General features: G+C 66.3%; 12 protein-coding genes. 11 read left to right on the top strand and 1 reads right to left on the bottom strand.

The window, feature by feature from the left end; translation table 11 throughout:
* Nucleotides 1-76 precede the first annotated feature (76 nt).
* From glmS to tsaD, 8 genes are all read left to right on the top strand, one after another.
* Nucleotides 77-1,939, top strand: coding sequence for a glutamine--fructose-6-phosphate transaminase (isomerizing) (gene glmS, locus CHB96_RS25000; protein ID WP_089251411.1), 1,863 nt, complete (start codon nt 77-79; stop codon nt 1,937-1,939).
* An 86-nt stretch (nt 1,940-2,025) separates the two neighbouring features.
* A complete protein-coding gene (locus CHB96_RS24995) occupies nt 2,026-3,465 on the top strand; it encodes an NAD(P)H-hydrate dehydratase (RefSeq protein ID WP_089251409.1) in 1,440 nt (479 codons plus the stop codon).
* A 46-nt stretch (nt 3,466-3,511) separates the two neighbouring features.
* Complete coding sequence (gene alr, locus CHB96_RS24990; protein WP_089251407.1) at nt 3,512-4,720, top strand: alanine racemase; 1,209 nt, start codon at nt 3,512-3,514, stop codon at nt 4,718-4,720.
* A complete protein-coding gene (locus CHB96_RS24985; RefSeq protein WP_089251405.1) occupies nt 4,717-5,757 on the top strand; it encodes an alpha/beta fold hydrolase in 1,041 nt (346 codons plus the stop codon). Before alr ends, CHB96_RS24985 begins: the two co-directional genes overlap by 4 nt.
* Entirely contained in the window at nt 5,750-6,256 is a 507-nt protein-coding gene (gene tsaE / locus CHB96_RS24980; RefSeq protein ID WP_245866162.1) for a tRNA (adenosine(37)-N6)-threonylcarbamoyltransferase complex ATPase subunit type 1 TsaE, read from the top strand. Before CHB96_RS24985 ends, tsaE begins: the two co-directional genes overlap by 8 nt.
* Nucleotides 6,257-6,288: 32 nt before the next feature.
* Nucleotides 6,289-6,951, top strand: coding sequence for a tRNA (adenosine(37)-N6)-threonylcarbamoyltransferase complex dimerization subunit type 1 TsaB (gene tsaB, locus CHB96_RS24975; protein ID WP_089251401.1), 663 nt, complete (start codon nt 6,289-6,291; stop codon nt 6,949-6,951).
* A complete protein-coding gene (rimI, locus tag CHB96_RS24970; protein WP_089251399.1) occupies nt 6,948-7,427 on the top strand; it encodes a ribosomal protein S18-alanine N-acetyltransferase in 480 nt (159 codons plus the stop codon). The genes tsaB and rimI overlap by 4 nt, the downstream gene beginning before the upstream one ends.
* Nucleotides 7,424-8,467 (top strand): tRNA (adenosine(37)-N6)-threonylcarbamoyltransferase complex transferase subunit TsaD, encoded by a 1,044-nt coding sequence (gene tsaD / locus CHB96_RS24965; RefSeq protein WP_089251397.1) that lies wholly within the window; start codon nt 7,424-7,426, stop codon nt 8,465-8,467. Before rimI ends, tsaD begins: the two co-directional genes overlap by 4 nt.
* 5 nt (nt 8,468-8,472) lie before the next feature.
* Here the strand turns inward: tsaD and CHB96_RS24960 are convergent, their stop codons facing one another.
* Complete coding sequence (locus tag CHB96_RS24960) at nt 8,473-10,131, bottom strand: Hsp70 family protein (RefSeq protein ID WP_089251395.1); 1,659 nt, start codon at nt 10,129-10,131, stop codon at nt 8,473-8,475.
* A gap of 230 nt (nt 10,132-10,361) precedes the next feature.
* Here CHB96_RS24960 and CHB96_RS24955 point away from each other — a divergent pair, with 230 nt between their 5' ends.
* From CHB96_RS24955 to groL, 3 genes are all read left to right on the top strand, one after another.
* Nucleotides 10,362-10,901 (top strand): potassium channel family protein, encoded by a 540-nt coding sequence (locus tag CHB96_RS24955; RefSeq protein WP_089251393.1) that lies wholly within the window; start codon nt 10,362-10,364, stop codon nt 10,899-10,901.
* Nucleotides 10,902-11,175: 274 nt separating this feature from the next.
* On the top strand, nt 11,176-11,475 hold the full coding sequence (groES, locus tag CHB96_RS24950; RefSeq protein ID WP_008718149.1) for a co-chaperone GroES: 300 nt from the start codon (nt 11,176-11,178) through the stop codon (nt 11,473-11,475).
* Between the two features lie 95 nt (nt 11,476-11,570).
* A complete protein-coding gene (gene groL, locus CHB96_RS24945) occupies nt 11,571-13,184 on the top strand; it encodes a chaperonin GroEL (protein WP_089251391.1) in 1,614 nt (537 codons plus the stop codon).
* The last annotated feature ends 7 nt before the right edge of the window (nt 13,185-13,191 follow it).

Raw genomic sequence — 13,191 nt, 5'->3', positions numbered from 1 at the left:
GCCGACTCGCCGGGAGAAAGTGACCCAGGACGAACGAATTCGGGCCCCACGTCGCACGCGGGTAGCCTGAACGACCATGTGCGGAATCGTGGGATACGTCGGTCATCGCCCCGCTCTCGGTGTTGTGGTCGAGGCGCTCAGGCGTATGGAATACAGGGGCTACGACTCCGCAGGAATTGCGATACTCGACGGTCAGGGCACCACGGCGGTGGAGCGCAAGGCAGGGCGTCTCGCAAACCTGGAGGCCGAGCTCGAGGAAGTGGGAACCGACAGGTTCGTCGGTACGACGGGAATGGGCCACACTCGGTGGGCGACGCATGGCCGTCCCACCGATCGGAACGCCCATCCGCACCGTGACGCATCCGGAGCGGTGGCGGTCGTCCACAACGGCATCATCGAGAACTTCGGCCCTCTGCGAGCCGAACTCGAGTCCGTCGGCGTCGAGTTCAAGAGCGACACCGACACCGAGGTCGCCGTGCACCTGGTGTCGGAGGCCTACGCGAAGGGACCGACCGCGGGAGACTTCGTCGCGAGTGCCAAGGCCGTACTCCGACGCCTCGAAGGTGCGTTCACATTGGTCTTCACGCACACCGATCACGCGGACACGATCGTCGCTGCCCGTCGTTCGACGCCTCTGGTCGTTGGTGTCGGCGAGGGCGAGACGTTCCTCGGTTCGGATGTCGCCGCGTTCATCGAGCACACGCGCGAGGCCGTCGAACTGGGCCAGGACCAGGTCGTCGTCATCACCGCCGCCGGCTACGAGATCACCGATTTCGACGGCAACCCGGCGACGGGACGTCCGTTCCACATCGATTGGGATCTCGCGGCCGCCGAGAAGGGCGGTTACGACTACTTCATGCTCAAGGAGATCCAGGAGCAGCCTGCCGCCGTTGCGGACACGCTCCTCGGTCACTTCGAGAACCGTCGGATCGTGCTCGACGAGCAGCGGTTGTCGGAGCAGGAGCTGCGCGACGTCGACAAGGTGTTCGTCGTCGCCTGTGGTAGCTCGTACCATTCGGGCCTTCTCGCGAAGTACGCGATCGAGCACTGGACGAGGCTTCCTGTCGAGGTCGAACTGGCCAGCGAGTTCCGCTACCGCGACCCGGTCCTGGACCGTTCGACTCTCGTCGTCGCGATCTCTCAGTCGGGTGAGACCGCGGACACGCTGGAAGCCGTTCGGCATGCGAAGGAACAGAACGCTCGCGTTCTGGCCGTCTGCAACACCAACGGCTCACAGATCCCGCGCGAGGCCGACGCCGTCGTCTACACCCGTACCGGGCCGGAGATCGGCGTCGCGTCGACCAAGGCGTTTCTGGCGCAGGTCACCGCGAACTACCTCGTCGGTCTGGCCCTCGCACAGGCACGCGGCACCAAATACCCCGACGAGGTCGCCCGCGAATTCGCCGACCTCGAAGCGATGCCCGAATTGGTACAGCGCGTTCTCGACACGGTCGAGCCCATCCGTGAGCTGGCCAGGGAACTCGCGCACACGTCGACGATCTTGTTCCTGGGACGGCACGTCGGCTACCCGGTGGCGTTGGAGGGTGCGCTCAAGCTCAAGGAGCTCGCTTACATGCACGCCGAGGGCTTCGCAGCAGGCGAGCTCAAGCACGGCCCGATCGCGCTGATCGAGGACGGCGTGCCGGTCATCGTCGTCATGCCGTCGCCCAAGGGTCGCGCGGTGTTGCACTCGAAGCTGCTGTCCAACATTCGCGAGGTCCAGGCACGTGGTGCGCTGACCATCGTCATCGCGGAAGAGGGCGACGAGGCGGTACGGCCGTTCGCGGATCACCTCATCGAGATCCCCGCGGCACCGACTCTGCTTCAGCCGTTGCTGTCCACCGTTCCGTTGCAGGCATTCGCTGCCGAGGTCGCGCAGACGCGTGGATACGACGTCGACAAGCCGCGAAACCTGGCCAAGTCCGTCACCGTCGAATAATGCGCCTTCGGCGCCCGTGCGCGCATAGTTGGTCCTGACGCCGACGTTGCACGCACGGGCGGCGCAGCCGCACAGAAGGGACGAGCATGCGGAGTTACTACACACCCGATCAAGTTCGGGACGCTGAACGGCCGCTGCTCGCGTCGGGAGCGCCCGGGGCGCTGATGCGCCGGGCGGCGTTCGGTTTGGCGAGTGTCGTGATCGGTGAACTCCGCGCCCGCACGGGCGGCGTCGTCGGCCGTGAGGTGTGCATTCTCGTCGGCTCGGGAGACAACGGCGGCGACGGGTTGTGGGCAGGCTCGATGCTCCGCCGTCGAGGCGTTGCGATGAATGCGGTTCTGCTGAAGCCGAACCGGGCTCACGCGGGGGGTCTGGCCGCGTTCCGTGCCGCAGGCGGAAGGATCGTCGACGCCCCCGGTACTCCCGACCTCGTGGTCGACGCGATCGTCGGTATCTCTGGGAAGGGACCCTTGCGGCCCGACGCCGACGCGCTCGTGTCGGGAATCGACGCGCCGATCGTCGCCGCGGACATCCCCAGCGGCGTCGACCCGCTGACCGGCAACGTCGACGGCCCCGCCGTGCGCGCGGCCGTCACCGTCGCGTTCGGAGCGCGCAAACCCGCTCACGTGCTCGCCGTACCCTATTGCGGCCGAGTCGAACTCGTCGATATCGGGCTCGAGCTTCATGAGCCCTACCTTCGATCGTTCGAACCTGCCGACGTCGGCGCACAGTGGCCCATACCGACGGCGTTGGACGACAAGTACTCCCAGGGAGTCGTCGGGGTGGCCGCGGGCAGCGACCGCTATCCCGGGGCGGCCCTGCTGTGTACCGGCGCGGCCGTCGCGGCGACGTCGGGCATGGTTCGGTACGTGGGAAGCGCTGCGGGCGAGGTGGTGTCGCACTACCCCGAGGTCATCGCCGCCGCGGTTCCGAGCAGTACCGGCCGCGTGCAGGCGTGGGCAGTCGGTCCGGGATTCGGCACCGACGACGTCTCGAAGCAGTGGCTCACCGACATCCTCGGCTCGGATCTGCCCGTGGTCGTCGATGCCGACGGCTTGACGATTCTCGCGTCGTCACCCGAATCGGTCACCGGCCGTACGGCTCCCACCTTGCTCACGCCGCATGCGGGCGAGTTCGAGCGGCTCACCGGCGAGAAGCCTGGACCCGACAGAGTCGCGTCCGTACGCGAACTGGCGTCGACGTGGGGCGTCACCGTCCTTCTGAAGGGCCGCGCCACCGTCATCGCCGACCCCGACGGCACGGTGTTCGTCAACGACGCGGGCGGGTCGGCCGCGTCGACGGCGGGATCCGGCGATGTGCTGTCCGGGATTCTGGGCGCCCTACTGGCGTCCGGGCTGACACCGTCCACGGCAGCGGCATGCGCGACGCGTGTGCACTCGCTTGCGGCGGCGACGGCCGCTCACGGTGTCGACGGAGAATTCGCGGCGCCCATCTCGGCCAGTCCACTGCTGTCGGCCGTTCCGGACGCGATCAGGATTGTGCGGTCGGTCACGGCGCTGGACTGAGGAGAGAAGGCACTCGCCGGGCCGAATGGGGATTCGACGGGGTCCAATGGCACTATCGAATGCTGTGCAGAGTGGAACGACGGAAGTGGCCGGTAGGGATCACGGTGATCCCAGCACCGGATCCACGGTGTCCGTGGATCTCGACGCCATAGCCCACAACGTGCGCATCCTGCGTGATCACGCAGGTGACGCCGGTGTGATGGTCGTCGTCAAAGCCGACGGGTACAACCACGGTGCCGTCGAGGTGGCCCGCACCGCGCTTTCGGCGGGCGCCCGCGAACTGGGTGTGACCACCGTTCAGGAAGCCCTCGTTCTCCGCAGCAACGGCATCACGGCGCCGATCCTCGCGTGGCTGCATCACGACGGCACGGACTTCGCCCCTGCGATCGCGTCGAACGTCGAACTGGGACTGTCGTCGGTCGAGCAGGTGCACGCTGTCGTGGCCGCGGCGACCGATGCGAACGCGACGGCGACGGTGACGCTCAAGATCGATACCGGCCTGAACCGAAACGGCATCGACCCCGTGATTCTCGACGACGTGATCGACGTCCTCGGCCGGGCGGTGGCCGCCGACTCGGTTCGATTGCGCGGCGTCTTCTCGCACCTGGCCTGCGCCGACGTTCCAGATCACCCGGCCAACGATCGCCAGGCCGACGTGCTGCGGGCTGTGGTCGCGCGGCTGGATGCCGCGGGTCTGCATCCCGAAGTGACGCACCTCGCGAATTCCGCGGCTACTCTGACGCGGCCCGACCTGCATTTCGACCTCGTGCGACCGGGCATCGCGGCGTACGGACTGTCACCGATTCCAGAACTCGGCGACTTCGGGCTGCGGCCGGCGATGACGGTGTCGACGAAGGTCGCCCTCGTCAAGAACGTTCCAGCGGGCGCGGGCGTCTCCTACGGGCATACGTGGAACGCACCTGCTGACACCGTCGTCGCACTGATTCCGATGGGTTATGCCGACGGCGTGCGACGCAACCTCAGCGGTCGCTTCGAGGTGGGGATCGGCGGTCGTCGATTCCCTGCCGTCGGACGTGTCTGTATGGATCAGTTCGTCGTCGACCTCGGTCCTGACGGCGCAGGCGTCGCAGTCGGCGACACTGCAGTACTGTTCGGCCCCGGGGAGAACGGGGAACCGCTCGCTCAGGACTGGGCCGACACGCTGGACACCATCCACTACGAGGTGGTCACCGGTATCGGCGGTCGTGTCCGGAGGGAGTATCGGCGAACCGACACAGGGGAGGCGTCGGCGTGAAGTGGACTACCGATCTCGGCATCGTCAGCAGCGTCGGAATAGCGTTGCGCGAGACGGTGCTGCGCTCCAACAAGGATCCGCTGGCTACCGAGAATCTCGAGCTGATGGACGCCGATCGTGGATCGATCGTCACGGCCGACGACGGTGTTCCCCTCGCGGTGCGCGAGGTGGGTCCGTCCGACGCACCGATCACCGTCGTGTTCGTACACGGCTACTGCCTGCGGATGGCGTCGTGGCATTTCCAGCGGCAAGCCCTCGAGCAGGAGTGGGGGTCGTCGATGCGCATGGTCTTCTACGATCAGCGCGGACACGGACGATCGGGTATCCCGACGCCGGAGAGTTGCACGATCAAGCAGTTGGGATCCGACCTCGATGCAGTCGTTCGTGCCGTCGCGCCGCGTGGTCACCTGATGCTGATCGGCCACTCGATGGGCGGCATGTCCATCCTCGCGATGGTAGGTCAGCGTCCGGAACTGGTGCGGGACAGAGTCATCGGTGTCGGACTGATCTCCACGACGGCAGCAGGTCTGGCCGAGACGGGACTCGGCCGTAGCCTCGACAACCCTGTCGTGTCCGCGTTCCGGCTCGCGGTCAGGACGTCGCCCGGAGTCGTGCAGTTCGGGCGAGGTGCGGTGCGCGCGTTGATCGCTCCGGTGCTGCGGGCAGCGTCGTACGGGACACGTGTGAGTCCGCGGCTCGTCGAGTTCTCTCAGTCGATGATCGACGACACATCCGTCGTGACCATCGTCAACTTCCTGAAGACACTCGAATTGCACGACGAGAAGGACGCTTTGGCCGAATTGGCCCGCATCCCGGTGTCGGTCATCTGCGGCGATGACGACTGGATCATCCCGTTCGACAGTTCCAAGGCTCTCGCCGAGGCGTTGCCGGAGTCCGAAATGGTGCGCATTCGACAGGCGGGCCACCTCGTCCAGCTCGAGTTCCCGGACAAGGTGAATGCGGCGCTCGTTCGATTGGCTACGCGCGCAACCGAATTGCGTAGTCGTCGACGTTCGGGGCGGCGGGGCATTGGCTGAGCATCAGGAGCTGCCGTTCGACGGGCGGGAGATATCTCTTGCCGAGGCGGCCGACACCGAAGCGTTCGGGTTCCGGCTCGCGCAGGTACTGGTCGCCGGTGACCTCGTGGTGCTCGACGGGCCCCTCGGTGCAGGCAAGACCGCGATGACGAGGGGTATCGCGGCAGGCCTGGGCGTGCAGGGTCGAGTCAGCTCGCCGACGTTCGTGATCGCGCGTGAGCACCGACCCGGTGTGCGTCCCGACGGGTCGTCTCCCGTCGCCCTCGTGCACGTCGACGCGTATCGTCTCGGCATGACGGGGCAGTCGGCGGTCGACGAACTCGACGCGTTGGATCTCGACACCGATCTCACCGCTGCCGTGGTCGTCGTGGAATGGGGCGAGGGGCTGGTCGAGAAGCTGAGCGACGGCCACATCTCGGTGCGAATCAGGCGTGACCCCGAATCCGATACCAGAACGGTCCAGCTCCGACGCGTCGAATCGTCGGATGCGGCGTCGTAGGCGTTTCTGACATGCGGGTACCCTGAACTACCGTGCTTGTTCTCGCCGTCGACACCTCCACGCCCGCCGTCACCGCCGGTGTGGTGCGGCTCACCGACGGAACTGCGACAGCGGTGTCTCAGCGCATCGTCGTAGATGCTCGTCTGCACGCCGAGATCCTGACGCCGAACATCCTGGAATGCCTCTCCGACGGTGGTCTTGCGCCCGCCGATCTGGGCGCAGTCGTGGTGGGCGTCGGTCCTGGCCCGTTCACCGGACTGCGTGTCGGAATGGCCACCGCAGCCGCGTTCGGCGACGCGTTGTCGATTCCGGTGCACGGTGTGTGCAGTCTCGACGCGATCGCTGCCGATGTCGGCGACGAGCCTGCCCTGGTGGTCGTCACCGATGCTCGACGACGCGAAATCTATTGGGCGCGTTACCATCGCGGTGTCCGAGTGGCAGGTCCGGACGTGTGTGCCCCCGCAGTCCTCGACATCGCCGGTGCGACGGCGACGGCTGGATCCGCGGCCCACACCGCGTTGTTCGATCTGCACGCGCGCGACGTCAGCTCGCCCAGCCCGACCGGCCTCGTGCACGCAGCACGCGATCTGCTCACAGCAGGCGCCGTGCCCGCTCCGCTGGTTCCACTGTATCTGCGTCGGCCGGATGCCAAGACGCTCGATGAGCGTGCGGCCGAGAAGAAGGCGTCCTCGTGAGCGTCGCGCTGTCGCCGTTGACTCCCGCGGACGCCGACGCGTGTGCCTGGCTCGAGACGGTGTTGTTCCCCGGCGACGGCCCGTGGACAGCCGATGCGTTCCGGTCGGAACTCGCTGCACCGCACAATCATTACGTTGCCGCTCGTGAGAACGGCGTCCTGGTGGGATACGCGGGCATCGCGCTGCTCGGACGAGGCGACGCCACCGAATCCGAGGTGCACACCATCGGTGTCGACCCGTCAGCGCATCGGCGCGGAATCGGCGGCGCCCTGCTGAACGACCTTCTCGCAGCGGCAGATCAGCACGGTGGCCCGGTGTTCCTCGAGGTGCGTACGGACAACGTCGCCGCCATCGAACTGTACGGCCGCGAAGGCTTCGTCGTGATGGGAACGCGGCGCAACTATTATCAGCCGAGCGGCGCGGATGCGTACACGATGCGGCGTCCGTCAGCTGGAAGTGAAGGTGAACCGTCGTGATCGTCATGGGTATCGAAAGCTCGTGCGACGAAACAGGTGTCGGCGTCGTGCGCTGGCGGGAGCCCGGTGTGTGCGAGATGCTCGCCGACGAGGTCGCCTCGAGTGTCGACGAGCATGCGCGCTACGGCGGCGTCGTCCCGGAGGTCGCGTCGCGAGCGCACCTCGAGGCGATCGTGCCGACGATGCGTCGTGCACTCGCTGCTGCGGACATCGACCGTCCCGACGCCGTCGCGGTCACCATCGGTCCCGGTCTCGCGGGTGCTCTTCTGGTGGGAGTTGCTGCGGCCAAGGCATATTCGGCTGCGTGGGGCGTGCCGTTCTATGCCGTCAACCATCTCGGTGGGCACGTCGCCGTCGACACCATCGAGCACGGGCCCATGCCGTCGTGCGTGGCGCTGCTGGTCTCCGGGGGTCACACCCACCTGTTGCACGTGAAGGATCTCGGTTCGCCGATCACCGAGCTCGGTACCACCGTCGACGACGCAGCGGGCGAGGCATTCGACAAGGTTGCACGGTTGCTCGGGCTCGGCTTCCCCGGTGGTCCCGCTCTGGATTCGGCTGCGAGCGAGGGTGATCCACATGCGATCGCATTCCCGCGCGGAATGACCGGCCCGCGCGATGCGCGCTACGACTTCTCCTTCTCCGGAGTGAAGACGGCGGTCGCCCGATTCGTCGAAGCCCGTCGTCGCGCGGGAGATCCAATACCGGTCGCTGACATCGCCGCTTCGTTTCAAGAAGCCGTTGCCGATGTGCTGACGATGAAGGCGGTTCGGGCAGCCGAGGATGTCGGGGTGGACACGCTGGTGCTCGGCGGCGGCGCCACCGCCAACTCTCGAATTCGTTCGATGATCGAATCGCGTTGCGCGGCAGCAGGATTGAGTTTGCGCATTCCGAAGCCGAGGCTGTGCACGGACAACGGCGTCATGATCGCCTCGCTCGGTGCGCACCTCGTGGCGGGGGGCGCGGAACCGTCCGACTTGACGGCGGCCACAGACCCGGGTCTCGAAGTGTCGACGTCCATCGTCTCGGGACGCGGGTAGAGACGCTATTCGGTCGTGGTCGTCGGGTTCGGTTGAACTGTCGTCGACGACTCGGGAGCCACGCTCGGGGCCGTGGTGGGCGACGGCGCCGGCGGCGACCACACGGTCGGCGGCGGTTCCAGCCCAGGTGACAGCGGCGCGCGATCGACGTCCGTCGTCGGTATCGACGGCGCAGGCACAACAGCCGTCGACCTCGACGGGGTCTCGGACGGCGAATCCGACGGGGTGTCCGACGGACTTTCCGACGACTCCTCGGGCGACGGCGTAGGCGTCACGGGTTCGGTGGTGCTCTCGGCAGGGGGAGAGGTCGACGGTTCCGGAGTCTGGGTGACCGGCGGCGGCGACGGTTCGGTCGGCTGTGCCGGGTACGGAATGACCGGAAGGTCGGGCGCCGGATGCAGCGTCGGCGTCCTCGTCGACGTCGTCCCGGGCGACGACGGGTCCACGGCCGCGGTCGTCGATGTCGGCCGCTGCGAGTACGACGCGTCGCTTCGGGTCGATGTCGCAGGCAACTGCTGCCCGGAGTTGCCGCTCGACGCGTCGCGGGTCGTGGTGTTCAGAACTTGCTCGTCGACCGTCGTCTGCGGCTCGGACGGGACCGCCGACCCCGCGGGGGAGTAGCCGGAGTCGTCGGACGGCGTCAGCGTCTGGACGCCGTACGCCAGGACGATGCCGCCGACGACGAGTGCCCCGACGAGTGCTCCCGAGAACCTGCCGACGGACTTCGTCTGGCCGTCGCTACGAGCGCCGACGGTGGGGTAGAGGTGTGCGTTGCCGGAGAGAGATACCTGTGCGGCGCCCTGTGCCAGGACCGCATCCGGCTCGGATACGGCGAGAACAGGCAGCCGCAGTGTCGCCTCGAACGCCGTGCGGACGGACGGAGTGTTAGCACCTCCGCCGATGAGAACGACGGCTTCGAGTTCGTGGTTCGCCGCGAGGCGGGCAGTGGAATGCCCGACGGTCGCCACCAGCGGGAGGATCGCCGCGTCGAGATCGGCGCGGTCGACGGCCGATGCGCCGTCGTTGCGATCGAGATCCGCCGAATCGTGTGTCGACAGGTGTTCCTTGACAGCGCGGTACCGGGCGGATCCGATTCCACGCTCGTCGCGAAGATCGTCTCGGACGTCACGGCTGCGCACAGGGTTGCCGTGCACGAGATCTTTGACGAGTGCATCGACGACGTTGCCGCCGAACGTTTCGGTGCGCTCGGTCGCGAGCACGGTGCCGGAGTGGGAATCCAGGATCGAGATCGTCGTGCCCGACGCTCCGATGTCGACGACCGCAACAGTGCGGTAGCGAGCGATCAGGCCCGACTCGGCGAGAAAGGCGTGCGCCGCCGCCGATTCCGGGATCAGCGCGATGGCACGGTTCGAGTGCGCGCACGCGGATCGGATGGACGAGGCCTGCTCGGGTGTCCGGTACGACACCGCAACGGTGTCCGGTTCGCGGCGTTCCGAGGAATGGGCCCCGTGGCCGGGTTCGACGGGTGCGAGCGAACTCATCAGCTCCACGGCGGACGACACGAGGTCGCCGATGTCGGTATTCGCCTGGGTGTCCGCCGACACGGTGCGGTACTCGACGGAGTACGAACCGTCGTCTTCCGCCACGATCAGGGCTGCGCACACGACTTCGGTTCCGGTGGATACTCCGAGTCCGACGCGCATCGTGCACCTCCTGCCCTGTTCGTGGTCCAACTCCGCTGGAACCGTTCCGTGCGGATAGGCGAATAGCGTTCTTCGATCTCCGGCTCTTTTCGTCCGGCGTCGATACACGGACTATCACGCCTCGTTATCTTAACGTTACAGAACAATTCCGGAGAATGTGAAACTCGGCACTCGAAAAGCGCTATGACAAGGAAGTTCGCTGTTTCCATCGGAACCATCGAGGTGTCCCCATGGCCGAACACGATCCTTATTCGGCGCTGTCCGACCGCCAGCGTCGTGTATTGCTGCGCCGGGCAGTCGGGCGGCCGATCCTCACTGCGGTGGCGCTGACGGCGCTGTACTTCGTCGTTCCGTTGAAGGACATTCGCGACGTGACCACGGTCGCACTGCTTGTTCTGGTGCTCGTCGTCGTCGGAGTGGTGTGCGTGTGGCAGGTCACGAAAGTGGTTCGAGCGGACTATCCGGCCGTGCAGGCAGTCGAAGCCCTTGCCGCTGTGGTTCCGGCATATCTGATCGGGTTTTCCACCGTTTATTACCTCGTTTACGCTGCTTCGTCACAGAATTTCACCGAACCCGTGTCGCGAATGGGGAGTTTGTATTTCACGCTGTCCGTTTTCGCGACGGTCGGATTCGGGGATATCGCTGCATCGACGGACTTGGCACGCGCGATTGTCACGGTGCAGATGGTCGGCAATCTGCTGATCATCGCGTTGGGTGGCAGGTTGCTGGTCGCCGCTGTCAAGCGGGGACAGGCGCGGCGAGCGCACTGACCCATGTCGTCGGGCCGCGTGGAGATCATCGCCGGGCGCGGCTCGTGCACGAGTCCTGTCGGTTTTCGCCCTCGGCGTAGCGGCAACTGCAATTCTGGCGAACCTAGACCTTGAGTGCTGGCACTCGCGTGTATAGAGTGCTAGTCAGCGCTGAGCGAAGTCCCGGCACCCGCGACGACGGGACCCAGCACAGAGCAGTAGATGTAGAAGACCGATACAGCAGTTCGGGGATCCGACCCCGAACGCGTACCCCGTACCCAATGGAGGGCTCAACGTGGCGAGCGTGAAAATCAAGCCGCTCGAGGACAAGATCCTCGTCCAGGCCAACGAGGCCGAGACGACGACCGCCTCTGGTCTGGTCATCCCCGACACAGCCAAGGAGAAGCCTCAGGAAGGCACCGTCGTCGCCGTGGGCGAAGGCCGTGTCACCGAGAAGGGCAACCGCATCCCGGTCGACGTCAAAGAAGGCGACACCGTCATCTACAGCAAGTACGGCGGCACCGAGATCAAGTACGCCGGCGAGGAGTACCTGATCCTGTCGGCACGCGACGTGCTGGCTGTCATCGCCAAGTAAGCCGTTTGCATTCCGCCCCGGAGCCCGAAACCATTCGGTCCCGGGGCGGACTGCGTTCACGTACTTTTCTCTCCTCGAAGGAGTAGCCCCAGAAGATGTCCAAGCAAATCGAATTCAACGAGAACGCACGTCGCGCTCTCGAGCGCGGCGTCGACAAGCTCGCCGACGCAGTCAAGGTCACGCTCGGCCCGCGTGGTCGCCACGTCGTGCTGGCCAAGGCCTTCGGTGGCCCGACGGTCACCAACGACGGTGTCTCCATCGCTCGCGAGATCGAGTTGGAAGACCCGTTCGAGAACCTCGGTGCACAGCTCGTCAAGAGCGTTGCCACCAAGACGAACGACGTCGCCGGTGACGGAACGACGACCGCTACCGTCCTCGCTCAGGCACTGGTACGCGGCGGCCTCAAGAACATCGCCGCCGGTGCGAACCCGATCGCACTCGGAGCCGGCATCGCCCAGGCAGCGGACAAGGTTGCCGAGGCTCTGCTCGCGGCGTCGACCCCTGTGAACGGCAAGGAAGCCATCGCACAGGTCGCGACCGTGTCCTCGCGTGATCCCGAGATCGGCGAGCTCGTCGGCGAGGCACTCACCCGCGTCGGCGCCGACGGTGTCGTCACGGTAGAGGAGTCCTCGACTCTCGACACCGAGCTGTCCGTCACCGAGGGAGTGCAGTTCGACAAGGGTTACCTGTCGCCGTACTTCGTCACCGACATCGACGCTCAGCAGGCTGTCCTCGAAGACGCCTTCGTGCTTCTGTACCGCGAGAAGATCACGTCGCTTCCCGACTTCCTTCCGCTGCTCGAGAAGGTCGCCGAGAGCGGCAAGCCGTTGCTGATCATCGCCGAGGACACCGAAGGCGAAGTTCTGTCGACGCTGGTCGTGAACTCGATCCGCAAGACCATCAAGGCCGTCGCAGTGAAGGCGCCGTTCTTCGGTGACCGTCGCAAGGCGTTCCTCGACGACCTCGCCGTCGTCACCGCAGGCACTGTCATCACCGCCGACGTCGGCCTCAGCCTCAAGGAAGCCGGTCTCGAGCTCCTCGGCAAGGCACGCCGCGTCGTCGTCACCAAGGACGAGACCACCATCGTCGACGGTGCAGGCACGCAGGACGACATCGACGCTCGCGTCGGCCAGTTGCGTCGCGAGATCGAGGCCACCGACTCCGAGTGGGACCGTGAGAAGCTCGAAGAGCGCCTCGCGAAGCTGTCCGGCGGCGTGGCCGTCATCAAGGTCGGCGCCGCAACCGAGACCGAGCTCAAGGAACGCAAGTTCCGCGTCGAGGACGCAGTGAGCGCAGCCAAGGCAGCAGTCGAAGAGGGCATCGTCCCCGGCGGCGGCTCCGCGCTGACGCAGGCTGCACTGTCGCTCGTCGACAACCTCGGACTGTCGGGCGACGAGGCCACCGGTGTGGCCGTCGTGCGTGACGCGCTCAACGCGCCGCTGTTCTGGATCGCCACCAACGCAGGCATCGACGGATCTGTCGTCGTCAGCAAGGTCGCCGAACTCGGTGCAGGACACGGCTTCAACGCTGCGACGCTCACCTACGGTGACCTGCTCGCCGACGGTGTCGTCGATCCGGTCAAGGTGACGCGTTCCGCTGTCGTCAACGCTGCCTCGGTCGCACGGATGATCCTGACGACGGAGAGTGCCGTCGTCGAGAAGCCGGTCGACGCAGAAGAGCCGGCTGCAGGCCACGGTCACAGCCACTGATCGCACG

The sequence above is a fragment of the Rhodococcoides kyotonense genome (assembly GCF_900188125.1).
GTDB classification, from domain to species: domain Bacteria; phylum Actinomycetota; class Actinomycetes; order Mycobacteriales; family Mycobacteriaceae; genus Rhodococcoides; species Rhodococcoides kyotonense.
Note: the sequence above shows the minus strand (reverse complement) of the source record. Positions and strands in the feature narration are given on the sequence as shown.

Bases quoted from the DNA above. Each gene is read 5' to 3' on its own strand.
- alr (WP_089251407.1), top strand. From the start codon at position 3,512: ATGGCACTATCGAATGCTGTGCAGAGTGGAACGACGGAAGTGGCCGGT.
- groL (WP_089251391.1), top strand. From the start codon at position 11,571: ATGTCCAAGCAAATCGAATTCAACGAGAACGCACGTCGCGCTCTCGAG.
- CHB96_RS24960 (WP_089251395.1), bottom strand. From the start codon at position 10,131: ATGCGCGTCGGACTCGGAGTATCCACCGGAACCGAAGTCGTGTGCGCA.
- glmS (WP_089251411.1), top strand. From the start codon at position 77: ATGTGCGGAATCGTGGGATACGTCGGTCATCGCCCCGCTCTCGGTGTT.
- CHB96_RS24955 (WP_089251393.1), top strand. From the start codon at position 10,362: ATGGCCGAACACGATCCTTATTCGGCGCTGTCCGACCGCCAGCGTCGT.
- CHB96_RS24995 (WP_089251409.1), top strand. From the start codon at position 2,026: ATGCGGAGTTACTACACACCCGATCAAGTTCGGGACGCTGAACGGCCG.